Below are 23,326 nucleotides of genomic sequence, written 5' to 3' on the forward strand. Positions count from 1 at the left end.
AAGATGACGGCGATGGAGATGGGTACGGGAGTTGGGATGGCGATGAGAGAAACCTTCATCAATCCGATTGGACGGGCTTTCTCGGTGTTGTCAGCCTTCAGCCCCCATGAGCGCTGGCTAAACGGAGCTGACATCGCAGCCAGAACGGATCTGCCCGTTTCCACTGTGCTCAGGATTCTGAAGAGCCTCGTGAACCTAGGGTACGTCCATCAGTGTAGCCGTACCCGACGCTATCGGTTAACGGCATTGGTGCTCTCATTAGGCTACGCGGCGATTGCCTATTCCGAAGCGCAGTTTACCTTGACACCAGCCATGCGCTCATTGTCTGAGCAACACGGTCTATACGTGGTGTTGGGCACACGTGATCGGCTTGATGTGGTGCTGCTGGAATGCGTCAATCCGAGGCCAGAGCAGAGCCGTCGTACCGGTTTTCGGTTGAGGATTTCTGCCGGAACGCGATTCGATATTGGTGAGTCGCCGCTCGGCTGGGCGTTGCTTGCATCTTTACCCGATCTAGAGCGCAACTACCTCTCCATGAAAATCGAGCAACGCAAATCACATGACTGGCCCAGAATCCGTCGCAAGCTCATCGACGCCGAGAATGTCGTGCGTCAGCGTGGCTATTGCATGTCGCTTGGCGAGATTGATCCGGACATTAGCATTGTCGCGGCTCCACTGATGCTGCCCGAACACGGTCCGATGGTGATCGCCTGTTTGGGTGAGACCAAGAACATGTCCCGTTCGCGCGTCGAGCGTGAGCTCGGACCCTTGCTTGCCAGAATTGAATCAAGCACGAGAGATGGAGGTCAGTTTGCTGAGTAGCCAGATCCAGCCAGAAGGTGAGCGCGATATCGATGACACCATGTTGACGGTTCGGCGGGGAATCGAAGTCATACGGGCCTTTCGGGCAGCACGAGTCGCACTGGGCAACGTTGATATTGTCAAGAGAACCAACATTCCCAAGGCGTCGGTCTCAAGAATCACCAGCACATTGATCTCGCTCGGGTTGCTGGTGAGGGTGCCAGGAACCCGTAAGTTCCAGATCGGGACGAGGCCGCTATCGATCGGACAGGCTTATCTGGATGCTAGTCCGATGGCGCGTCTGGTCACGCCGGTGATGCAGTCGCTGGCTGACGAATTGGGAGTGTCAAGCGCAATCGCTACTCGAGCGGGGTTGCAGATGCTTTATGTTGCGTACCGTAAGAGCGAGAATATTTCCACGTTGAGATTAGGTGTGGGGTCTTTGTTACCGCTGGACGTGACCTCGGTGGGCCGAGCCTATCTATGGGGCATGAATGAGTCAGAGCGTGACAAGGTCATCGAGCAGATCCGGGTCGCATCAGGCACCAAGGCAGAGCAGAGATTAAAAGGAATCTCGGATGCTTTTACTGATCTGCGCACCCATGGCATTTGCATGTCGATCGTCGAGTACCAGCCCGACGCGTTTGGTGTGGCCGTACCTGTCTATCTGGGTCAGGCCCGCACTCTGATGACGCTTAACGCAGGAGCTGTACATGAAGCCGTGACCCGTGAATACCTGCTCGACGTGATCCGCGAACCGCTGACTCGTGCTGCTCAGAATCTCGAGAAAGTTTGTCAAGACGTCGACTGTAGTCTTTAAGTGAGCGGATAACCGTCAGGTTCAAACATTGCAGGACTCCAAAACAGGAACAACGACAAGAAACAAATACCCGAGAGCCAATAGGAGACAAATGACATGGAGATCGGTTCGGTTGCATTTATTGGCGTGGGCAATATGGGCTCGCGCATGGCAGCGTGCGTCAAGCAGGCAGGGTTCGACTTGCGTGTTCACGATGCCAATCTGCAAGCTTGTGAAAGTCTGGTAAAGAGTGGAGTCTCAGTACTGTCTGAGGCTGCCGAATCGATCCAGTCTGACGTGATTGTCCTCATGGTTGCCAATGATGATCAGGTCAAACAGGTGACTCGGCAGATCGTGCAGGCAGGGTTGCGCGATACGCGTTTTGTAGCAGATTACCTGTGCATCATGAGTACGGTGCTGCCGCAAACCGTCAAGGAGGTTGCACGTGAACTGGATAAGGTCGAGATTCGCTTAATCGAGGCACCTGTCAGTGGAGGGATGGTAAAGGCCGAGCAGGGCAGTCTGACGCTCATGCTGGGGGGAGCCGAGGAGGATATCACTGCGGTCAACCCGGTGATGAAAGCTATGGGTTCGCATCTTTTTTATTGCGGGAAGCTCGGCTCGGCGTCAGTGGTCAAGCTAATCAACAACATGATCGGTATCTCAAATCTTTATCTGGTCGCCGAAGGGTTTCGGATGGCGCAGGCCTACGGAGTATGTTGCGAAAACCTCACGCGTGTGCTTGAAGTCAGTACCGGGAGGAATTTTCTGACTGAAGATGCCCAGATTTCTGCACAGCAGTACGCGGCCTGGACGCAAACCGAGGAAGTGTTTCTTTCGGCATCGAAGATCGTTCAGAAGGACCTACATATTGCGCAGGACCTGGCCCGCGCGGTCTCGGTGACTCTGCCTGTCATTGCTGCAGTCTCAGGGGTGGTCGATGCAACAGGGGATACCGATCTTGAACGCTGGCGTGCGGTGGCGGACTACTTCACCCGTGCTGAGCAAGCTGAAGGAAATTCCAGCCATGGGTAACATTCTGGAAGGCGTTCAGGTGCTCGACATGGGTCGATATATCGCGGGTCCGTTCTGCGCCGCGATGCTGGCCGATCTGGGAGCTGACGTTATTCGTGTCGAGCGGGTCGGTGGCAGTGAAGACCGGTTTGTGGTTCCGGTTGCACCTGATGGATCGGGTGCGATCTATATGCAGTCGAACAGGAACAAGCGGTCTTTGACGCTGGATTTCACCCAACAGGCTGGACGGGAAATCCTGAAACGCCTGATCGAACGCTCGGATATCGTGATCGCCAATATGCCGCATAGAACGCTGGTTAAGCTCGGACTGGATCACGACCAGATCAAGCAGATCAATCCTTCTGTGATCTTTGTGACGGCGTCCGCCTTCGGCTGGAAAGGGCCCTATCGAGACCGCGTTGGTTTCGATGGTGTGGCGCAAACTATGAGTGGTGCCGTGCACCTCTCCGGACCACCCGGCCAGCCTAGCAAGGCAATGGTTCCATACGTTGATTACATGACCGGGATGGCTGCGGCGTTTGGTGCAGTCGCGGCGCTTTATGATCGCAAGAATACGGGAGAAGGACAACGCGTGGAGGCCACGCTCATCAAATCGGCCCTAAACATTGCAAGCGCGTTCTTGATCGAGTCTCAGTTGCTCGGGATTCAGCGCGAGTCAACTTGGAACCGCAGTCCGCTTGCGTCACCGTCGGATATCTTTCGCACACAGGACGGCTGGATCATCGTACAGGTCATTGGAGGCTCTCTCTTCAGGAAATGGGCCGAGATGATCGGCCGTGCCGATCTTTGTGATGACCCGAGATTTGTTAACGATGAGGAGCGTGGCAGACACGGCGATGCGATCAGCGAGATCATGCAAGGCTGGTGCTCTCAGTACACGACCCGGCACGCACTGGAGTTGCTTTCGACGAGGAAAATACCCGCCGGGCCGCTCTACACTCCCGAACAGGCAGTCCGCGACGATGGCCTGCACCAGAGCGATGTGTACTGGCCTATGGATTACCCAGGGGTAGAGAAGCCCGTGCCTGTAGTCCAGTCGCCTGTGAGCTTCTCCCGAGGGACGTCTCAGGACGGAGCCAGAGCGCCGACATTGGGCGAGCACAATGCAGAAATTCTGAGAGGGCTTGGATACTTACCCAACGAAATTGAATCATTTTCGCAAGACAAGATAATCTGAGTATTTGTCAGCGCGAGAACTACAAAAATATCAGAATGCGCACACAGCGCAGCAGTTGAACAAAGCGTTAAGGGGTGAAAGAAATGACCGCTGATACAAGTATTTATCCTGTCGTCTGGCAACCCGGCGCGGATCTGCTGGCGCAAAGCAACCTAGCTGCATTTCTGAAGTCCATCGGCATATCGAATGTAGGTCCGGTAGGCTATCAGAAGTTGCTGAGTCTGGCGCAGGAGGACCCGACGTTTTACTGGGATCATTTGGTCAAGTACCTAGGAATTAGATTTTTCAGACCCTATGACCAAGTACTCGATACCCGAGGTGGCAATGAGTGGGCCAGATGGTGTGTCGGTGCCCAGACGAATTCAGTATTAAATGCGTTGGACAGGCATCAGGATTCGCCCACGCTCGCCAAAGATGCCATTGTCTGGTATAGCGAGAAAGGCGAACGCGTGACTTGGGACTACGGCCGTTTGACTCGTCATGTTAGTCAGTTCGCACAAGGCATGCGAGCGCGCGGGATTGGCCGGGGCGATGTCGTGGGAATCTACATGCCGATGTTGCCCGAGGCAATCTCTGCTATGTTGGCGGTCAACAAAATTGGCGCAATTTTTTTACCGCTTTTCTCTGGGTTCGGCGCGCAGGCTGTTGTGGACCGACTAAGGGATGCTGGTGCCTGTGCAATAGTTACCGCTGATGGGACATGGCGCCGCGGCAAACATCATGGCTTGAAAGCGACGGTGGACGAGGCCATCGGTTCGCTCGATGCGTTGCGTCATGTCATCGTTGTGCGCAATTCCGAATGTGACGTGCAATGGAATCCGAAGACCGATTGCTGGATTGATGATCTCATACACGGTCATCCGGATGCCTCGGCAACCGAGGTGATGGATGCAGAGGATCCAATGATGATCATGTACACCTCGGGTACGACCGGTAAGCCAAAAGGAACCGTGCATAGTCATGTCGGACTGGTTACCAAGGTCGTTTCGGATATGGTCCTGTTCGCAGACCTGAAGACGTCTGACCGCTTCCTGTGGATCAGTGATCTGGGCTGGTTTGTAGGCCCATTGTTGACGTTCTCGGCCACTTTCGTAGGGGCGACTATTGTAATTGCCGAGGGCGCTCACGATTTTCCGTCAGATGATCGCTACTGGGGCATTATCGAACGTGAACGTATCAGCTATCTCGGTATCTCCCCCAGCCTCATTCGCGGTTTCATGATGGCGAGCACATGTCATCTTGACCAATATGACGTGGGTTCGCTCAGAGTCATTTTTTCCAGTGGCGAGCCCTGGACCTACGATGCCTGGATGTGGACATTCCATAATCTGGGTAAGTCCAGATTGCCAATCATCAATTATTCCGGAGGTACCGAGATCGGGGGCGGCATCGTGACCGGAACAGTGATTCATCCCATGAAACCCTGTGCTTTTTCGGCACCTGTCCCAGGGGTTGGCGCCGATATCTCAGATGAGTCAGGAGCATCCATACCCAGACCGGGATCTGGTGAGTTGGTGATGCGACAACCTTCTGTCGGCCTGACGCGCGGTCTCTGGAACGACAACGCGCGCTATCTAGAAAGCTACTGGGGGCAGATACACGGTGTGTGGGTGCAGGGGGACCGTGCCACGGTGGATATGGATGGCTACTGGTATATTACCGGTCGTTCGGATGACACGCTCAAGATCGCTGGCAAGCGAACAGGACCGTCTGAAATCGAGGGGCTGGTGCTTGGGTCAGGACTAGCTGGCGAAGCGGCTGCCATCGGCATACCGGATGACGTCAAGGGTGAGTCTGTCGGTCTTTTTGTCACGCTGATGCCGGGCGTACGCCCCGATGATGCCACTCGATGGAAAATCACAACAGCGGTCACGCAGGGCCTGGGGTCCGCTTTCTCGCCAAAGATCATCTACTTTGTTGACGAACTTCCCAAAACTCGTAATATGAAGATCATGCGACGACTAATCCGGTCAGTCTATCTGGGATCCAAACCGGGTGACCTGTCATCACTTGTCAACCCCGAGTCTCTGGATACTATCCGTAAAATCGTTATTCAAGACTGAAGGCCGAAAGCATTTGAAGAGCGCCGGCCGTGCACCCGAAAGCTGAGTTTTATTGCAAAGGAGAGGGGCCGAGACCTGAAAAAAGTCCCAGGAAGTGTCCAGGGGGGGCTTTTTTGCTGCCTTGGTGTGACCGGCGTCGGATTGACCCCGGTCACTTCGGGATTTTTTTCCTTTTCGCTGAATACCCGTGCGGGGTGGGCCGCTCCTGCGCGTCTATTGCGGCTGGGTGCTGGCTCTTTCAGCTGCTTCAACTGTGTTGACCAGCAGCATGGCAATCGTCATCGGGCCTACGCCACCAGGGACTGGTGTGATGGCGCTCGCCACTTCACGGGCTGAGTCGAAGTCGACATCGCCGCAGAGCTTGCCGTCCTCCTGGCGGTTGATGCCGACGTCAATCACGACTGCACCCGGTTTGATCATGTCGCCGGTGATCATCCTGGCCCGACCGGTGGCCACCACGAGCACGTCAGCCATCCGGGTGTGTGCAGCCATATCTCGTGTCTTGCTGTTGCACAGGGTGACAGTCGCGCCTTTGGCCAGCAGCATCATGGCCATGGGCTTGCCCACAATGTTGCTTGCGCCAATCACGCAGGCCACTGCACCCCAGAGGTTAACATTCTCGGATTCGAGCATCTTCATGACGCCGTATGGCGTGCAAGGCCTGAACAGAGGGTTGCCCGTCATCAGTAGTCCGGCGTTGCTGACATGAAACCCGTCAACATCCTTTTCTGCGGCGATGGTCTCGATCACCTTGTGAGCGTCGATGTGCGCTGGCAGGGGAAGTTGCACCAGGATCCCGTGAATAGACGGGTTGTCATTCAGGGCCCGGATGCGTGCCAGCAGTGCGTCTTCTGTGATGTCGGCAGGATACGTTTCCTTGACCGATGCAATACCGGCTTTCTCGCAGGCGGTAACTTTGTTGCGGACATAGACAGCTGATGCCGGGTTTTCACCAACCAGAATGACTGCCAGTCCTGGTTTGGTTCCTTTGGCGGTCAGTTCAGTCGCACGAACGGCGACCTCTTCACGGATTTTTGCGGCCAGTGCTACGCCATCAATAATTCTTGCACTCACGACGACACCTCGGATGCCAGAGCAACTTTCATCAGGTCAGCGACAGTCGTGACCTGGAGTTTTTCCATGATGTTGGCCCGGTGCGCCTCGACGGTCTTGATACTGATACCCAGATCGTCTGCAATCTGCTTGTTCAGGCGTCCCGCCACAATTCGTTCAAGCACCTGTTGCTCGCGGGCCGTCAGACGAGACAGCATGGCATCGTGCTCGCGCTGCGTTTGCAGCTTCTCGTAATTGGCCTTGGCCAGCTCAAACATGCGTGAGACGATCTCGCGCAGGTCGGCTTCGTCAAAGGGTTTTTCCAGAAAGTCGACCGCACCTTTTTTCATGGTGGTGACTGCCATGGGTACGTCGCCGTGTCCGGTGATGAATACCACCGGCATAGGGCTGCGACGCGCTATGAGCTCTTCCTGCAGTTGCAATCCGCTCATGCCAGGCATGCGCACGTCAACGATCAGTACTCCCACCTGGTCGTCGTTGTAGTCAGCCAGAAAGGCCTCGGCACTGGCATAGGCACGCACGCGATATGAGTTGGCCTCAAGCAGCCAGCGCAGCGAATCACGCACAGCCTCGTCGTCATCCACAATGTAGACAGTGCTGGCAGTTTGTGACGTGTTCATACTGGGGTTTCCTCCGGGGATAGTGATGGTTCACCGGCCGGCTCGGGAGCACACGGCAAGGTGAAGCGAAATATAGTACCGCCTTGCGGGTTGTTCACCGCCCATAACTGGCCATGATGCGACTCGATGATGGTACGGCAGATGTTAAGCCCCATTCCGAGCCCTTCAGACTTTGTGCTGAAGAATGGTTCAAACAATCTCTCTGGTTCGGCCAGGCCGTGTCCCTGATCGAGTACGGCCACTTCGATCATGACGTCCTGCCGGGTCACTTTCACATGCAGTTCGCCGCCGAGTTTCTCGTCCATCGCTTCCAGACCGTTCTTGACCAGGTTCAGGAGGACCTGTTCGATCAGAATGGGGTCAGCCAGAACATGTGGCAGGTTCCCGGGAATATCGCGTTCGACCAGTATGTTGCGTTTTCTGGCGTCGATATCGGCCAGGCCAAGTGCATTGTCGATGATGACATACAGGTCAACGCTCTGGCGGCGCGGCTCGCTTCGTTTGACGAACTCTCGAATGCGACTGATGATCTTGCCGGCACGCTGGGCCTGGGCAGCGGCTTTCTCCAGCGCTTCGAGCAGTTGCTCATTATTGGCGCGACCCGACTTGACCATTGCGACCGCACCCATACTGTAGTTGGAAATCGCGGTCAGAGGCTGATTCAGTTCGTGTGCCAGAGAGGATGCCATTTCACCCATCGTGGTTAGTCGACTGGTGATCTGGATCTTTTCTTGCTGAAGCTGGGACGCTTCTTCGTGCTTTCTGCGTTCGGTGATGTCGCGAGCGACCTGTAACCGTACCCGGCGACCGTCCGTCCAGGCCAGCATCCGGTGGTGAACCTCAAACCAGCGGTTTACGCTTGGCGAGAAGATTTCGACCGACTGGTCCGTGTAGCGCCCGCGGCGACCGGCGAGCAGTTCAGAGTGCCCCAGGGTCTGCGCGCCAAACAGGCTGCGATAGGTCCGGTTGGCAAACAGCAGATCCATGCCGTCCGAGGTGTCGGCCGTCACGGAAATAGCATCATCAAGACCTTCGAGCACGGTCATGAAACGTTCGTGTGCTGCGGTCAGCGCCTCACGGATCCTGCGCGGCTCGGTGATGTCGGTCATGGATGTCATCCAGCCGATCTGGTTGCCTGAAGGGTCAAGCAGGGGTGAGACGTACATGCGCGCCACGAACCGCGAGCCATCGCGCCGCTGGGCTTCAAGCTCGATTCCGTTGCTCGGAGTTTTACCGGACAGTACGCTATCGAGTGTCTGCTGGTGAGATTCGTAGCGGCCAGGCACCCAGTACGGAAAGGGAGGCATGCGTCCAATCAGATCCGCTTCGTTCCAGCCGATCATGCGACAGAATGCCGGGTTCACGTAGGCAATCCGACCTTCCATGTCCAGAACCCGCATGCCGGTTGACATGGAGTTCTCCATGGCGCGCCGAAACGAGGTCTCGGCCATTAGTGCGGCTTCGGTCTGGGTTCGATGTCTGGTGTATCGCCACAAAGCCAGCAATGCGATCACGATGACAACCGACAGACCGATCACGACCCACATGAGTCGCTGCTGCCTCAACTCCTGATCGATGGTCACGAACATTACGCTGTCGTCGCGAATTCGCTGTAGCCAGAAGAAGGCCCCCATGACCAGGGCGTACAGCACCAGCACCAGAAATGGTGCAATCCAGTACAGACGTCGCCGCTTGAGTTGTGCGTGGTCCTGAAACGGTGTAGCAATCCCGGATCTGTTCTGCGTCTTGTTTCGTCTGCGCATTGTGTTTCCTTGAGAGGTCGAATTGTACCGATACCTCGTACGCACGCCTGAAACTGATGCGCTGCAGCAGACTATTTCTCTATAAATCGGTTAAAACAAAGATAAATTTTGTTATTTGAGATCTGTAAATTTCGTATTGTGAAAAGTAATATCAAATTATGAAATTTTGGTTGCCGGTTTTCATACATGCCCATAGAATCGACACAGAATTCGTTCAGTCAATCAAGGCCGGCCAGTCAAGGGTTTCCGGGAGGATGCAGTCGGCAACAAAGAACAGATCTCGCCGCCGACAGACCACAGAGCCCGGACCAAACGGACCAAACGGATCAACGGATCAATTATGAAGCAAAGGGAGAGAGGACATGAGCAACCCCGCATTGAATCAGGACGCAACCCAGGATCATGACGAGCTTGAAACACAAGAATGGCTCGACGCGCTCGCGGCGGTGCTTGATCGGGAGGGACCCGAAAGAGCACATTATCTGCTTGAGCGGTTGATCGATCTGGCACGCCGTTCGGGCGCCTACATTCCGTTCTCGCCCAATACTGCTTACCTGAACACCATTCCAGAAGGACTGGGTGCCAAGAGTCCGGCTAACCAGGAACTCGAAGCCCGTATTCGCAGCTACATCCGCTGGAACGCCATGGCCATGGTTGTCAAGGCAAACAAGCACAATCCACCTGATGGTGGCGATCTGGGCGGGCACATCGCGTCATTTGCGTCCCTGGCAACCATGATCGGATGTGGTCAGAACCATTTCTGGCATGCAGACAGTGAGGACCACGGCGGTGACCTGGTTTACTTCCAGGGGCACTCCTCTCCTGGTGTATACGGTCGTGCCTATCTTGAAGGCCGCCTGACCGAAGAGCAGCTCGATCACTTCCGCCAGGAGGTTGACGGCAAAGGGCTGTCGTCCTATCCGCACCCCAAGCTCATGCCGGAGTTCTGGCAGTTTCCAACCGTGTCGATGGGCCTGGGTCCGCTCATGGCAATCTATCAGGCCCGGTTCCTGAAGTACCTGCATGCACGCGGCATTGCCGATACCAGCAAGCGCAAGGTATGGGTCTTTTGCGGCGATGGTGAAATGGATGAACCCGAGTCACTGGGCGCGATCAGCCTGGCGGCACGCGAGAAGCTGGACAACCTCATCTTTGTCGTGAACTGCAACCTGCAGCGTCTTGACGGACCGGTTCGCGGTAACGGCAAGATCATTCAGGAACTGGAAGGAGATTTCCGCGGCAGCGGCTGGAACGTCATCAAGCTCATCTGGGGTGGTTACTGGGATCCCTTGCTTGCCAGCGACAAGGAAGGCATCCTGCGTCGTGTCATGGAAGAGGCCGTTGATGGTGAGTACCAGGCGTTCAAGGCCAACGATGGCAAGTTCGTGCGGGATCACTTCTTTGGCAAACATCCCAAGTTGCTGGAAATGGTTTCGCGCATGAGCGATGAAGACATCTGGCGTCTGAACCGGGGTGGTCACGATCCGCACAAGGTGTATTCGGCGTTTCATGCGGCGGTCAACCACAAGGAGCAGCCAACCGTGATCCTTGCCAAAACGATCAAGGGCTATGGGCTCGGCGCGATCGTTCAGGGCAAGAATCCTGCTCACCAGCAAAAGAAGCTCGATATCGACTCGATTCGTGAGTTCCGTGATCGCTTCAACATTCCCGTACAAGATGACCAGCTCGAAGACCTGCCTTATTACAAGCCGGCCGAAGATTCTCCCGAGATGCTCTATCTGCACGAGCGGCGTAAAGCGCTCGGCGGATACCTGCCCAAGCGTCGCACCCATGCCGATGAAAAACTCAAGCCGCCTGCACTTGAGGTGTTTCGTCCCGTGCTCGATCCGACCGCAGAGGGTCGCGAGATCTCGACCACACAGGCATTTGTCCGGGCACTGAACCAGATTTTGCGAGACAAGGAGATCGGCCCCAGGGTGGTGCCGATCCTGGCAGACGAATCCCGTACCTTCGGTATGGAAGGGCTGTTCCGGCAGATTGGTATCTATGCGCCAGAAGGCCAGAAGTACACCCCGGTCGACAAGGATCAGGTGATGTATTACAAGGAGTCGGCAAATGGTCAGCTGCTCCAGGAAGGCATTAACGAAGCAGGTGCGTTCAGCTCCTGGATCGCTGCAGCAACGTCATACTCGACCAATAACCGCATCATGGTTCCGTTCTACATCTACTACTCGATGTTCGGTTTCCAGCGAGTGGGCGATCTGGCCTGGGCGGCGGGTGACATGCAGGCCCGCGGCTTCCTGCTCGGTGGAACGGCAGGGCGTACCACGCTCAACGGCGAAGGTTTGCAGCACGAAGATGGTCATAGTCATGTTCTGGCTTCCACCATTCCCAACTGCGTTTGCTACGACCCGACATTTGCGCATGAAGTTGCGGTTATCCTGCAAGACGGTATCAAGCGCATGGTGCAGGATCAGGAGAATGTGTTCTATTACATCACCCTGATGAACGAGAACTACGCTCAGCCCGGGCTCAAGAAAGGTGACGAGAAGGGCATTCTGAAGGGGCTGTATCGTTTACAGCAGTCCAAGTCGCGCGCCAAGAACGCACTGCGTGCACAGTTGATGGGTTCTGGCACCATTTTGCGCGAAGTCATTGCCGCGGCCGAGTTGCTTGAAAAAGACTGGAACGTGCACGCCGATGTCTGGAGCGCCACGAGTTTTGTGGAGCTGCGTCGGGACGGTATGGATTGTGAGCGTCACAATATGCTGCACCCGGCTGACAAGCCCAAGGTACCATACGTCACCCAGCAGCTTGAGAAGACCGAAGGTCCGATCGTGGCGTCATCTGACTACATAAAGGTTCTTGCTGACCAGATCCGGGCCTACATTCCGCAGGGCCGCACCTACAAGGTGCTTGGCACGGACGGATTCGGACGTTCAGATTTCCGCTACAAACTGCGAGAGTTCTTCGAGGTTGACCGACATTTTGTGGTGCTGGCGACCTTGAACGCTCTGGTCCAGGAAGGCAAACTGGATGCCGATGTGCCCGCCAAGGCGATTGCCAAGTACAAGATCAATCCCAGCAAGCCCAATCCGGCACGCGCTTGAGAAATTAGCCAGGAGAGTTGAGAATGAGTGAGTTAACTGCGATCAAGGTGCCAGATATTGGCGACTTCAAAGATGTGGAGGTGATCGAGATCCTGGTCAAGGTCGGAGACACCATCGAGGCTGAGCAAAGCCTGATCACCGTCGAGTCTGACAAGGCATCGATGGAGATCCCCGCGTCTGAATCAGGTGTGATCAAGAAGATTGACATCAAGCTTGGTGACAGAGTCAAGGAAGGATCTGTGATCATGCACGTCGAGGCCGGGGCTAGCTCCGCGGCGTCCTCAAACAAGGGTGATGAGTCCGGGAAAGCCAGCGGCGATGAGCCGAAGGCTGACAACACCGACAGCGTTGAAAGCGCCTCCCCGGAAAAACCTGCTGCTGGCAATGCGAAAGAAGAGTCGGCCGGGCAGAGTTCGGCAGACGTACCCCCGTCCCCACCTGGCGCTGCTGTGGGTGTGCGCCAGACTGCCGCACTGGGATCTCTGCCGCCTCCGACCGTCGGGCTCGAGACTTCGGCATCCCCGGCATCACTGCCACATGCCTCACCATCGGTGCGTAAGTTCGCACGCGAGCTGGGTGTGGATCTGAGTCAGGTCAGGGGAACTGGCGCAAAAGGCCGAATCACGCAGGAAGATGTGCAGGGATTCGTCAAAGGCGTCATGCAGGGTGGTGCGGCGGCACCAGCGGGAACAGGTGCGGGAGCAGGGATCGGTGGTCTGTCCCTGCTACCATGGCCCGAGGTGGATTTCAGCAAGTTCGGTCCGATCGAAGCCAAGCCACTGTCCAGAATCAAGAAGATCTCTGGCGCCAATCTGCATCGCAACTGGGTCATGGTGCCTCATGTCACCAATAATGACGAGGCCGATATCACCGAGCTCGAGGCACTTCGCAAGACCTTGAACGAGGAGTACAAGCGAGAAGGCGTCAAGGTAACGATGCTCGCATTTCTGATCAAGGCTTCTGTTGCTGCACTGAAGAAGTTTCCCGAGTTCAACGCCTCACTCGATGGCGACAACCTGGTGCTCAAGCAGTACTACAACATCGGCTTTGCGGCCGACACCCCGAACGGTCTGGTCGTGCCTGTAATCAAGGATGCGGACAAGAAAGGCGTGCTGGAACTGGCTCGAGAGATGACGGAGCTTTCGGCTAAAGCCCGTGATGGCAAGCTTTCGCCGGCGCAGATGCAGGGCGGGTGCTTCTCCATTTCTTCGCTTGGTGGCATCGGTGGCACAAACTTCACACCGATCATCAACGTGCCTGAAGTAGCCATTCTCGGTGTGTCACGATCGTTCATGAAACCCGTCTGGGATGGCAAGGCGTTTGTGCCCAGACTGACCCTGCCGCTGTCGCTGTCTTATGATCACCGGGTAATTGATGGTGCGGCCGGTGCCCGGTTCAACGCCTATCTGGGTGCTTTGCTTGCCGACTTTCGGCGCATCATTCTTTAAAGGAGGCCGCCCATGAGTCTGAAAGAGATCAAAGTACCGGACATTGGGGATTTCAAGGAAGTCGAGATCATCGAAATCCTGGTCAAGGCCGGAGACACCATCGAGGCTGAGCAAAGCCTGATCACCGTTGAGTCCGACAAGGCTTCGATGGAGATACCGGCTTCCGAAGGCGGTGTGGTCAAAAAGCTTCTGGTCAAGCTCGGTGACAAGGTAGGCGAGGGCAGTGCGATCCTGCAACTTGATTCCGCCCAGAACGGGGAAGGGAGCAAAGCGCAGTCCAAGGGTTCTGAAGAATCCGGCGACGAGGCAAAGGCACCAGCTAAGCAAGCCGACAAGTCAGCTGCAGGTGCGTCTGCTGGCGCGTCAGAGAAAACGCCAGAGAAAGTGCCTGCAAAGGAATCAACCCAGTCTTCGGATGAGTCTGCTGCCACCGGTACACCACCCAAAGGACCGACTGTGGTTCTGGGTGGCGGGCCGGGCGGCTATTCGGCTGCTTTTCGTGCAGCGGACCTGGGGCTCGAAGTCATTCTGATCGAGCGTTATGCCACGCTGGGCGGTGTTTGCCTGAACGTGGGATGTATCCCGTCCAAGGCCCTGCTGCACTCGGCAGCCGTACTGGAAGAGGCCCAGAGCCTCGCGTCGCACGGCATTTCGTTTGGCAAACCCAAGGTTGATCTGGACAAGCTGCGCGAGTTCAAGTCAGGCGTCGTATCCAAGCTCACGGGCGGCCTGGCCGGTATGGCCAAGGCTCGCAAAGTGAAAGTGATTCAGGGCGTCGGCCAGTTCACCGGGCCAGACACGATCGAGGTCACGACCGACAAGGGCGTGGAGAAAATCGAGTTTGGCCAGGCCATCATCGCGGCAGGCAGCCAGTCAGTGAAATTGCCTTTTATGCCTGATGATCCACGCGTTGTGGACTCCACCGGTGCGCTTGAGCTGCCCTTCATCCCGAAGCGCATGCTGATTGTCGGCGGCGGCATCATCGGACTGGAGATGGGCACGGTCTACTCAGCACTCGGTACCCGACTGGATGTAGTCGAGATGCTCGATGGACTGATGCCGGGAGCTGATCGCGATCTGGTCAAGGTCTGGATGAAGAAAAACGAGCACCGGTTTGACAACATCATGCTCGGTACCAAAACCGTTGCAGCCGAGGCGAAGAAAGATGGTATTCACGTCACCTTTGAAGGACCCAATGCGCCGGACAAGCCTCAGGTCTATGACCTGGTCTTGCAGGCGGTAGGTCGCTCGCCCAATGGCAAGGCAATTGGAGCCGACAAGGCTGGCGTTGATGTGTCCGATCGCGGGTTTATTTCTGTCGATGGGCAGATGCGCACCAATGTCTCACACATCTTTGCGATTGGTGACATCGTCGGGCAGCCTATGCTGGCTCACAAAGCTGTACATGAAGCGCATGTCGCAGCCGAAGTGGCCGCCGGACAGAAGAGCTTCTTCGATGCCAGAGTGATTCCTTCCGTTGCCTACACGGATCCGGAAGTAGCCTGGGCAGGGTTGACTGAAGAGCAGGCTCGCAGCGAAGGGGTCAAAATTCGCAAAGGCGTGTTTCCGTGGGCGGCATCGGGCCGGGCGATTGCCAATGGCCGGGACGAAGGGTTCACCAAGTTGCTGTTTGACGAGCAAACCGGCCGGATCGTCGGTGGCGCCATCGTCGGAACAGGGGCGGGTGATCTCATCAGTGAAGTGGTGCTGGCCATCGAGATGGGGGCTGACTCAGTGGATATCGGCAAGTCGATTCATCCACATCCCACGCTTGGCGAGTCAGTCGGTATGGCGGCCGAAGCTGCGGATGGTCATTGCACGGATCTTCCGCCTGCGCGCAAGCGTTGATCGGAGGCGGCCAAACTGTCTGACAAGCTGCAGGCGATCAGGAGGGGGCACTCGGGTGACAGTCGGTGCCCCCAGTTGTTTCTGGCAAGTCATCCGGGTTGGACAGACTTTGATGGTTTCGCCGTGTCAGACGCGATTTTCTGGGGCAAACCGTTCTGCAGTGACGTGTGTGTATCAGAGGGCTTGGCCCGTTCGATCGGTTCGGCAGGTTTGGTCAGTCTGATTAGTCTGGTCGGCTGTTGACTGGTGCCCAAGATGGTTTCGAGTGGATGTCAGATTATGGTTTCATCTAGAAGGCGCATACGTAGCCAGTCGTCCCGGTTTCTGGGCGCGTTGATTGGTGCCTTGCTGTTTTTGTTGTATGCGGCAGCGACAGGCGGCGTCGGGCAGGATCCGACCAGCAATGTGAACATCATCCTGCTTGCGCTGGGTGTGCTCGTCTTGGGAGGCGTCGGAGCGTGGTTGTTTCCCTGGATACAGAACCGGTTTTCTTCGCATCAATTGCGCCGCAAGGCGTTACGCGATGCTCAGGAAAGTGCGTCGCGTTCCAGAAAGCAGAGCCGCTCCGAGCGTTAACAGTCGTATCGGGAATAAATGGTATTTTTACGAGATATGATCTATCTAAACCGTTTTTTCAGCCCGACAGTGCATCCCACCAATTGAGTCCATCACGGCAGTGTTCCATGACTTTATACCTGTACATATTTATGCTCTCATGAGAGTTGTGGTGGATTGAAAAGTAACATCTATTTTTCAATTCTCAGTAAATCTTTCTGGTGCTGTGAGAACCGGAAAGCCAGAGATCAATGGCTCAAAGAGAACGGCTATCGCAACCAGATCCAGCGCAAAGGTCAGGAGGGACTGAATGATCTGCCCCGCCCGGGTCAGCCCCGCAAGCTCAGTGAGAAGAAGGTTCGAGAAATCCTGGACAAGACCATGCACCAGGTGCCAAAAGAGGCCACCCACTGGAGCCTGCGCCTGATGGCCAAATACACGGACACCATAGTGTGGCAAGTCAGTCAGGTCTGGCAAGCCGCAGGCCTGAAGCCCCATCTGACCCAGACTTTCAAAATTAGCAACGATCCGAACTTTGCCGAGAAAGTGGTCGACATTGTCGGGCTCTACATAAATCCACCCGACAACGCGATGGTGCTATCCATTGATGAGAAGACACAGATCCAGGCACTGGACAGAACCCAGCCACAGCTACCTCTTCGTCCTGGTCAGGTCGAGCGTCGTACGCATGATGACAAGCGCAACGGCACTGCCAGTCTGTATGCCGCCTTTGACGTGGCCTCTGGCAAGGTCATTGGTCGAGTCACCGAACGACACCGCGCACAAGAGTTCCTCGAATTCATGCGGCAGATCGAGCGCAACACCCCGAAAGAGCTGGACCTGCACGTGATTCTGGACAATAGCTCAACGCACAAGACCGCTGATGTGAAAGCCTGGCTGGAAAAGCACCCTCGTATCAAGCTGCACTTCACGCCGACCAGTGCATCCTGGCTCAATGCGGTTGAACGATGGTTCGGTCAACTCGAGCGCAGAGCCCTGTACCGCGGATGCTTTACCAACGTGAAAGATCTGCGAGACGCCATCAAGACATTCACTGAGACGCACAACAAGCTCAGCGCCAAACCGATTCGCTGGGCCAAATCGGATGATCCGATTCTGGCCAGCGTGGATCGTGCGAAAACGGCGATGTTTTTGAATAATTGAATTAACCAATCAATGCACTAGAGATCGATAGCATGACAGAGGGTAACCATCTAGCCATGCCAGGCCATTCAGCAATTTGTCGCGCAAAAACGGGCGTGCCAGATATTGACACGCCCCTTTCTCGAATCGCTCTCCGGCTGGATGCTGGCGCCTGAAGTCAGCTCTTCTGTTCTTTAGCAAGTGCGCCGTAAACCCTCGCTCCAATCGGGCCTGGACGCGCAGCGTCCTTTAGCCGGAGGCGACCCGATTGGGCGGGGATATAAGGCGCGGACGCCATTGGCGTCCTAGGTTTATGCCGGTGTTTTCTGTTGCTCGACATACTGCCGGATGATTTCCAGCGGTGCGCCGCCGCAGGACGCGGCAAAGTAGCTGCGACTCCAGAGCACATTCTTCCAGTACCGTTTCTCAAGCTCGGGGAACTGCTTGCGGAGCAAGCGGCTGGAAACACCTTTGAGGCTGTTGACCAACTTCGAGAGTTCGACGCTCGGCGGGAAGTTGACCAGCAAGTGCACATGGTCACTTTCCCCGTTGAACTCGGCAAGTTCAACATGAAACCCGTCGCAGACGCGGGTAAATATCTCCCGCATTGCCTCGATATGAACGCCCTCGAAGACCCGCCGTCGATACTTCGGCGTGAAGATCAAATGGGCGTGAAGCTGAAAGACGCAATGTCTTCCAGAGCGATACTCGGTAGCGGGTTTTGGCATCGAACACCTATTATCAACTTAATGGATTAAAGCACGTTATACATGATAAACTGACATCGAACACCAAATACTAACCCCGATGCTCACTGCGACCAAGATCCGCCTTTATCCGACCGCCGACCAGGAATGCCACCTGGCGGTGCAGTTCGGCTGTGCGCGGTTCGTCTGGAACCGGGCGCTAGCCATGAAACGGGCCGCATGGCAGGAACGTAAAGAATCGCTGTCCTGCTATACGATCAAGGGTATGTTGCCGGTCTGGAAGGGCGGCGAATTTCCGTGGCTCAAGGACGCCGATTCGCAAGTGATGCAGGAGGTCATTCGCCATCTTGACCGCGCCTACCGCAACTTTTTCGAGAAACGCGCCCGACTGCCGCGCTTCAAGAAGAAGCACGCCGCCCGGCAAAGCATTGCCTATCCGCAACGCGTGAAACTTGAGGGCAACCTGGCCTATTTGCCAAAGGTCGGCTGGGTGAAAGCCGTCGTGCACCGCGAGATCGTCGGCAAGATCAAGACCGTTACCGTCTCGCGAGAGTCGACAGGCAAGTATTACGCCTCGATCCTCGCAGACGATGGCCTGCCGGAGATCGAACCATTGCCCCGTATCGAGCGGATTACGGGTATTGATCTGGGGCTGAAGGATGCGCTGGTGTCCAGCGCCGGCCACAAGTCCGGCAACCCGAAGCCCTTGCGCCGGGCGTTGAAGAACTTGAAACGCAAACAGCAGGCGATGTCGCGCAAAATCGAAGCGGCGAAAAAACGCTTTGAGGCCGCGAAAGCGGCGGACGACGGCAAGGCGTATCGGCTGCGGGACTTCTTTGGCGCGAACATCGCCAAGGATCGGAAGCGGGTCGCTGTCGCCCACGAGCGCGTGCGTCATGCACGCGACGACTGGCAGCACAAAGCCTCTCGGCAACTGGCGGACGAAAACCAAGCCGTTGCCGCCGAGACGCTGAACGTCAAAGGCATGATGAAGAACCGGCGCCTTTCCCGCGCCATCGCCGATGTCGGCTGGGGCAGTTTGTTGCTCAAGATCGACTACAAGCTGAAACAGCATGGCGGTCGGCTGGTGAAGATCGACCGCTGGTTCCCGTCGACCAAAACGTGCAGTTGCTGTGGTGCGATACACGAAGGATTGACGCTTTCGGATCGTTCCTGGCTCTGTACCGCCTGCGGGTCGTTGCATGACCGTGACGAAAATGCCGCCGAGAACATCCGGCGGCAAGGGATTCTGAAACTCAAGGCCGAAGGACTGTCGGTCTCAGCCCATGGAGGCGGTGTCAGTCGGGTGTCTAGCGCACCCGCAACCGCCAGTGAAGTGGGAAGCCTCCGCCTTCAGGCGTGAGGAGCAGTCACAAACTTCCAAACATTGTGCCAAGTGTGATGACCGCGATCAGTGCCAGCATTGGTACCCCCATGGTCACTGCGGCAATGTTCAGATAGGACTGGCGATGACTCAGGTTACAGATTGCCAGCAGGGTGATAATGGCGCCGCAGTGAGGTAGCGTATCGAAGCCGCCGGCCGCCATGACTGCCACACGGTGTAGCAGGTCGGGGCTGATGCCCATTTCCTGACCCATGCGCAGGTAGTCAGCGCCCAGTGTCTGTAGCGCGATACTCAGACCACCCGATGACGATCCGGTGATACCGGCCAGCACGTTCATGGCAATCGCCTCGGAAATCAGGGGTTGGTCGGGGTGACGTTTAGCACCGCATCACGAATGATCGCGAATCCGGCCAGACCTGCAATCACCGCGCCGTAGCCAACTTCGCTAGCGGTGTTAAAGAGCGGTAGCATGAAGCCAAACACTCCTTTATTGATCGTCTGGCGCAGATCGCTCCAGTGACCAAGCCGAACCAGAACCAGGGTCGTACATGCCACGACCAGCGCAATGATCAGTGCCCACAGGCCCGCAATCTTGTCAGGGACGATGTTGGGAAAACGCACCGTGATGTAGGTCATGTCGATTGAGGGGATCACCACATAGGTCAGCACTGCGTTCACGCCAATCACGAGTATCAAGGGCAGCAGAGCCAGAAACAGTGGCATCTGGGCCATTGCCGAGCCGCTTGCAGTGTTGTTGATTTCCTCGTCGCTGTCGGGCAGTTTGACGTCGGTGTCATCCGGATGGTCGCCATAGCCTTCTCCAGCGCGTTGCGCTTTGCTGGCACGACTTTGCAACCACCACAGCCCGCCGCCCAGCATGATGAGAGAGCCGATGATGCCAAGCCCGGGTGCAGCAAATACGTTGGTGCCGAAGAACGGAATCGGGATCGCGTTCTGGATGGCTGGTGTTCCAGGCATCGCGGTCATGGTGAAAGTGAACGAACCGAGTGCGATGGTCGCCGGAACCAGTCGCTTGGGGATGTCGGCTTCGCGGAACAGGTTCTTGGCGACCGGAAAGATCGCGAACGCAACCACAAACAGGGAGACCCCGCCATAAGTGAGCAGGGCGCACGCAAGCACCACAGTCACGATGGCCCGTTCGTGCCCCAGACGCTTGACGATCCAGTGCGAAAGGGTGGTCGCCGCGCCCGAGTCGGCCATTAGTTGCCCGAAGAGCGAGCCCAGCAGAAAGATGGGCAGGAACTGGATCACGTAGTTGCCGAGCGCCTTCATGAAGGTGTCGGAGTAAATGGGCAGAAACAGGTTGATTTCGCCTGACAGAAACACTGCCAGGCCCGCCATCAGCGGTGCGAGTAGCAAAACGGTGATGCCTCGATAGGCGAGGTACATCAGCAGTACCAGGGATACAACAATTGCAAGCGTGCTAGTCATGTCTGGAAACTCCAGGCTTTAAGGAAACAGGAATCGTGAACGCGAACAGGCACAGCACGGCCGGTTGCAGGCCGGCATGTGGATCTGTGCCAGTGTGTTCAGAGAAAAGCTGCGAAGTGCAGACTGAAGGTGAGTTGCGTACAGGAACCATTTGAATCATTCAATAACAGCAGATGTGACGTCAGGTTCCTGAACGCAACGGCATACATCTGAAGGCATTTTGACCCAGACTCGATAATCCGGCTGATCTGACCGGTTGCTCTGAACCGATAACCTTAAGGATAGTGACTAATCTGCGACCAAGCTGAAATGTACCTCAAGAATGATTTGATCTGCACTTAGGGAAAGTCTTAGATATAAGAAGGTGCTAATGGACTTGCCAAACCCTGATTTCTGTTGCAGGACAACGGTTAAGGCGGGAACACCGGATCGGCTAGCGGTCCGGGGTCCTCATGTGGTGAAAATGACGGAAATGACGGAAATGACTGGAAGGAGCGCGAAGTGGATGAGATCTGATCCCGGGATGACTCCAGGCCGCCGCAGACCGACATCAGACCAGCATCAGACAGACATCAGGCCGGCTTTCTTTTCATCAATGCTGAGCGCAGGCAGATACAGACCACTTCGTCGCGCTGGTTGATCCCTTTGTGTTCGAACTCGATGATGCCTGCATTTGGCCTGGATTTGCTTTCTCGAACGGATTTGACCGTGGTTTCGACCCGGATCGTGTCGCCGTGAAACACCGGTGCCGGAAAGCGTGTGTCCTGCATGCCGAGGTTGGCAACGGTGGTGCCCAGTGTTGTGTCCGCCACTGAAATCCCGATCACCAGTCCCAGGGTGAACAGGCTGTTGACCAGGGGTTTGCCAAATTCGGTCTGTTTGGCAAACTCAAAGTCGATATGCAACGGTTGCGGATTAAGCGTCATGTTGCAAAACAGCATGTTGTCCATCTCGGTGATGCTGCGGGTGAGTTCGTGGCGAAACACCTGTCCGACTTCAAACTGCTCAAAATACAGTCCTGCCATGTTTGTCTCCTTGTTCGCTGACCGCAATCGTTTTCGAGGGGATGCGATGCAGCGGTATCAATGCGGGTTCGAAACGATTTCAGTAAGATCTCAGTACGATTTCGGCAGTCCCAGCACACGCTCGGCGATGTAGCACATCACGAGTTGCGGACTGACAGGTGCAATCCGGGCAATCATCACTTCACGCAGATAGCGCTCAACGTGATACTCCTTGGCGTACCCAAACCCGCCATGGGTCATGACCGCTTGCTGGCAGGCATTGAATCCCGCTTCGCCTGCGAGATATTTGGCGGCATTGGCCTGGGCACCACAAGACTTGCCTGCATCAAAGAGTGTGGCTGCCTGAAACACCATCAGGTTGGCCGACTCCAGCTGCATCCAGTTCACCGCCAGGGGGTGCTGGATCGCCTGGTTCATGCCGATCGGGCGGTTAAAGACCACCCGCTCCTTGGCGTACTGCGTGGCGCGTCGCAATGCCGCACGTCCAAGCCCGACGGCTTCGGATGCAATCAGGATGCGCTCGGCATTCATGCCGTGCATGATGTACTGGAATCCTTTGCCTTCTTCTCCGATCAGGTCGTCCAAGGGTACCCGCAGACCGTCGATAAACAGCTCGTTGGAGTCAACCGCCTTGCGACCCATCTTCGGGATCTCTCGCGCGGTCACGTACTTGCGGTGGACGTCGGTGTAAAAGAGACTCAGCCCGTCGGTGTGGCTCTTGCAGTCTTCCAGCGGCGTGGTGCGGGCCAGGATCAGCATCTTGTCTGCGACCTGGGCAGTTGAGATCCAGACTTTGGTGCCGCTCAGCAGGTAATGATCGGATTTGCGCTCGGCTTTGACCTTGAGCTGCGTGGTATTGAGCCCGGTATTGGGTTCGGTCACCGCAAAACACGACTTTTCTTGTCCGGCAATCAGCGGTGGCAGCATGCGGTGCTTTTGCTCCTCGGTGGCAAACTGCACCACGGGATTCAGCCCAAAGATGTTCATGTGCACGGCTGATGCACCACTCATGCCTGCTCCAGACTCACTGATGGCCTGCATCATGATGGTTGCTTCGGTGATGCCGAGTCCGGATCCACCGTATTCTTCGGGGATGCAGATGCCCAGCCAGCCGTCTCGAGCCAGGGCCTGGTGCAGCTCGTGCGGAAAGCCGCCTTCGTTGTCCCGCGTCAACCAGTAGTGTTCGTCAAATGGTTCACATATCTTTTCGATGGCTTCGCGAATGCGCAGTTGATCCTCAGAAAACGAAAAGTCCATGCTTGCTCCCCTCTATGAAGTTTTATGCAATATCCAGGCAGAACAGGTCATTCACGCTTGATGCTTCACTCGCCTGTGTGTGGCGTCAGGCAAACCAGACACAAACCATTGGTTCGTGAAGTTTGTGTGAGCCTGATCCGCGA

The 23,326-nt window shown here is 56.1% G+C and carries 18 protein-coding genes and 1 pseudogene; 11 read left to right on the forward strand and 8 right to left on the reverse strand.

All coding sequences use genetic code 11. The features are described 5' to 3' along the window. Positions 1-36: 36 nt before the first annotated feature. The 5 genes from DBV39_RS03410 (at position 37) to DBV39_RS03430 (ending at position 5,875) form a co-directional block, all read left to right on the forward strand. On the forward strand, positions 37-822 hold the full coding sequence (locus tag DBV39_RS03410; RefSeq protein WP_159078771.1) for an IclR family transcriptional regulator: 786 nt from the start codon (positions 37-39) through the stop codon (positions 820-822). Continuing rightward, positions 812-1,621 (forward strand): IclR family transcriptional regulator, encoded by an 810-nt coding sequence (locus tag DBV39_RS03415; protein WP_159078772.1) that lies wholly within the window; start codon positions 812-814, stop codon positions 1,619-1,621. Before DBV39_RS03410 ends, DBV39_RS03415 begins: the two co-directional genes overlap by 11 nt. Positions 1,622-1,717: 96 nt before the next feature. After that, complete coding sequence (locus tag DBV39_RS03420; RefSeq protein WP_108620362.1) at positions 1,718-2,635, forward strand: NAD(P)-dependent oxidoreductase; 918 nt, start codon at positions 1,718-1,720, stop codon at positions 2,633-2,635. Continuing rightward, positions 2,628-3,812 carry a CaiB/BaiF CoA transferase family protein gene (locus DBV39_RS03425; protein ID WP_108620363.1) on the forward strand — a complete coding sequence of 395 codons (1,185 nt, stop codon included), beginning with the start codon at positions 2,628-2,630 and terminating at the stop codon, positions 3,810-3,812. The genes DBV39_RS03420 and DBV39_RS03425 overlap by 8 nt, the downstream gene beginning before the upstream one ends. Before the next feature lie 83 nt (positions 3,813-3,895). Further along, the gene (locus DBV39_RS03430) at positions 3,896-5,875 is read left to right on the forward strand and encodes an AMP-binding protein (protein ID WP_108620364.1); all 1,980 of its coding nucleotides are present in this window, start codon (positions 3,896-3,898) and stop codon (positions 5,873-5,875) included. 213 nt (positions 5,876-6,088) lie between these two features. Here DBV39_RS03430 and folD read toward each other — a convergent pair whose 3' ends face one another. From folD to DBV39_RS03445, 3 genes are read right to left on the reverse strand one after another with little or no spacing between them, the layout of a single operon-like run. Next, positions 6,089-6,949 (reverse strand): bifunctional methylenetetrahydrofolate dehydrogenase/methenyltetrahydrofolate cyclohydrolase FolD, encoded by an 861-nt coding sequence (folD, locus tag DBV39_RS03435; protein WP_108620365.1) that lies wholly within the window; start codon positions 6,947-6,949, stop codon positions 6,089-6,091. After that, entirely contained in the window at positions 6,946-7,569 is a 624-nt protein-coding gene (locus DBV39_RS03440) for a response regulator transcription factor (RefSeq protein WP_108620366.1), read from the reverse strand. The genes folD and DBV39_RS03440 overlap by 4 nt, the downstream gene beginning before the upstream one ends. After that, positions 7,566-9,332, reverse strand: coding sequence for a PAS domain-containing sensor histidine kinase (locus DBV39_RS03445; protein ID WP_108620367.1), 1,767 nt, complete (start codon positions 9,330-9,332; stop codon positions 7,566-7,568). The genes DBV39_RS03440 and DBV39_RS03445 overlap by 4 nt, the downstream gene beginning before the upstream one ends. Before the next feature lie 362 nt (positions 9,333-9,694). Between DBV39_RS03445 and aceE the strand changes: the two genes are divergently transcribed. From aceE to DBV39_RS03470, 5 genes and pseudogenes are all read left to right on the forward strand, one after another. Next, positions 9,695-12,403 carry a pyruvate dehydrogenase (acetyl-transferring), homodimeric type gene (gene aceE, locus DBV39_RS03450; protein ID WP_108620368.1) on the forward strand — a complete coding sequence of 903 codons (2,709 nt, stop codon included), beginning with the start codon at positions 9,695-9,697 and terminating at the stop codon, positions 12,401-12,403. Between the two features lie 23 nt (positions 12,404-12,426). Continuing rightward, positions 12,427-13,851: a dihydrolipoyllysine-residue acetyltransferase gene (locus DBV39_RS03455; RefSeq protein ID WP_108620369.1), complete on the forward strand. Its 1,425-nt coding sequence runs from the start codon at positions 12,427-12,429 to the stop codon at positions 13,849-13,851. A gap of 12 nt (positions 13,852-13,863) precedes the next feature. Continuing rightward, positions 13,864-15,699: a dihydrolipoyl dehydrogenase gene (lpdA, locus tag DBV39_RS03460; RefSeq protein ID WP_108620370.1), complete on the forward strand. Its 1,836-nt coding sequence runs from the start codon at positions 13,864-13,866 to the stop codon at positions 15,697-15,699. A gap of 279 nt (positions 15,700-15,978) precedes the next feature. Then, positions 15,979-16,275, forward strand: coding sequence for a hypothetical protein (locus tag DBV39_RS03465; RefSeq protein WP_108620371.1), 297 nt, complete (start codon positions 15,979-15,981; stop codon positions 16,273-16,275). A gap of 273 nt (positions 16,276-16,548) precedes the next feature. Beyond that, positions 16,549-17,418 (forward strand): annotated as a pseudogene (locus DBV39_RS03470) (IS630 family transposase); the annotation flags it as partial. Positions 17,419-17,708: 290 nt separating this feature from the next. Here the strand turns inward: DBV39_RS03470 and tnpA are convergent. Then, the gene (gene tnpA, locus DBV39_RS03475; protein ID WP_108620372.1) at positions 17,709-18,125 is read right to left on the reverse strand and encodes an IS200/IS605 family transposase; all 417 of its coding nucleotides are present in this window, start codon (positions 18,123-18,125) and stop codon (positions 17,709-17,711) included. A 79-nt stretch (positions 18,126-18,204) separates the two neighbouring features. Between tnpA and DBV39_RS03480 the strand changes: the two genes are divergently transcribed. Beyond that, complete coding sequence (locus tag DBV39_RS03480) at positions 18,205-19,467, forward strand: RNA-guided endonuclease InsQ/TnpB family protein (RefSeq protein ID WP_108620373.1); 1,263 nt, start codon at positions 18,205-18,207, stop codon at positions 19,465-19,467. 7 nt (positions 19,468-19,474) lie between these two features. On the opposite strand, the gene DBV39_RS20555 is transcribed toward DBV39_RS03480, so the two are convergent. The 4 genes from DBV39_RS20555 to DBV39_RS03495 all read right to left on the reverse strand — a co-directional run bounded on the left by DBV39_RS20555 (position 19,475) and on the right by DBV39_RS03495 (position 23,183). Then, positions 19,475-19,786, reverse strand: coding sequence for a hypothetical protein (locus DBV39_RS20555; protein ID WP_407669221.1), 312 nt, complete (start codon positions 19,784-19,786; stop codon positions 19,475-19,477). Positions 19,787-19,803: 17 nt separating this feature from the next. After that, on the reverse strand, positions 19,804-20,901 hold the full coding sequence (locus DBV39_RS03485) for a GntP family permease (RefSeq protein ID WP_407669222.1): 1,098 nt from the start codon (positions 20,899-20,901) through the stop codon (positions 19,804-19,806). Positions 20,902-21,473: 572 nt separating this feature from the next. Then, a complete protein-coding gene (locus DBV39_RS03490; protein WP_108620374.1) occupies positions 21,474-21,926 on the reverse strand; it encodes a MaoC family dehydratase in 453 nt (150 codons plus the stop codon). A gap of 90 nt (positions 21,927-22,016) precedes the next feature. Continuing rightward, a complete protein-coding gene (locus DBV39_RS03495) occupies positions 22,017-23,183 on the reverse strand; it encodes an acyl-CoA dehydrogenase family protein (RefSeq protein WP_108620375.1) in 1,167 nt (388 codons plus the stop codon). Positions 23,184-23,326: the final 143 nt, after the last annotated feature.

It is taken from the genome of Orrella marina, assembly GCF_003058465.1.
Lineage (GTDB): Bacteria > Pseudomonadota > Gammaproteobacteria > Burkholderiales > Burkholderiaceae_B > Algicoccus > Algicoccus marinus.

What these genes read in the sequence shown, in the direction of transcription:
- DBV39_RS03410 (WP_159078771.1), top strand. Translation starts at nt 37, where the DNA reads ATGGCGATGAGAGAAACCTTCATCAATCCGATTGGACGGGCTTTCTCG.
- DBV39_RS03420 (WP_108620362.1), top strand. Translation starts at nt 1,718, where the DNA reads ATGGAGATCGGTTCGGTTGCATTTATTGGCGTGGGCAATATGGGCTCG.
- DBV39_RS03425 (WP_108620363.1), top strand. Translation starts at nt 2,628, where the DNA reads ATGGGTAACATTCTGGAAGGCGTTCAGGTGCTCGACATGGGTCGATAT.
- DBV39_RS03430 (WP_108620364.1), top strand. Translation starts at nt 3,896, where the DNA reads ATGACCGCTGATACAAGTATTTATCCTGTCGTCTGGCAACCCGGCGCG.
- DBV39_RS03440 (WP_108620366.1), bottom strand. Translation starts at nt 7,569, where the DNA reads ATGAACACGTCACAAACTGCCAGCACTGTCTACATTGTGGATGACGAC.
- DBV39_RS03445 (WP_108620367.1), bottom strand. Translation starts at nt 9,332, where the DNA reads ATGCGCAGACGAAACAAGACGCAGAACAGATCCGGGATTGCTACACCG.
- aceE (WP_108620368.1), top strand. Translation starts at nt 9,695, where the DNA reads ATGAGCAACCCCGCATTGAATCAGGACGCAACCCAGGATCATGACGAG.
- DBV39_RS03455 (WP_108620369.1), top strand. Translation starts at nt 12,427, where the DNA reads ATGAGTGAGTTAACTGCGATCAAGGTGCCAGATATTGGCGACTTCAAA.
- lpdA (WP_108620370.1), top strand. Translation starts at nt 13,864, where the DNA reads ATGAGTCTGAAAGAGATCAAAGTACCGGACATTGGGGATTTCAAGGAA.
- DBV39_RS03465 (WP_108620371.1), top strand. Translation starts at nt 15,979, where the DNA reads ATGGTTTCATCTAGAAGGCGCATACGTAGCCAGTCGTCCCGGTTTCTG.
- tnpA (WP_108620372.1), bottom strand. Translation starts at nt 18,125, where the DNA reads ATGCCAAAACCCGCTACCGAGTATCGCTCTGGAAGACATTGCGTCTTT.
- DBV39_RS03480 (WP_108620373.1), top strand. Translation starts at nt 18,205, where the DNA reads ATGCTCACTGCGACCAAGATCCGCCTTTATCCGACCGCCGACCAGGAA.
- DBV39_RS20555 (WP_407669221.1), bottom strand. Translation starts at nt 19,786, where the DNA reads ATGAACGTGCTGGCCGGTATCACCGGATCGTCATCGGGTGGTCTGAGT.
- DBV39_RS03485 (WP_407669222.1), bottom strand. Translation starts at nt 20,901, where the DNA reads ATGACTAGCACGCTTGCAATTGTTGTATCCCTGGTACTGCTGATGTAC.
- DBV39_RS03490 (WP_108620374.1), bottom strand. Translation starts at nt 21,926, where the DNA reads ATGGCAGGACTGTATTTTGAGCAGTTTGAAGTCGGACAGGTGTTTCGC.
- DBV39_RS03495 (WP_108620375.1), bottom strand. Translation starts at nt 23,183, where the DNA reads ATGGACTTTTCGTTTTCTGAGGATCAACTGCGCATTCGCGAAGCCATC.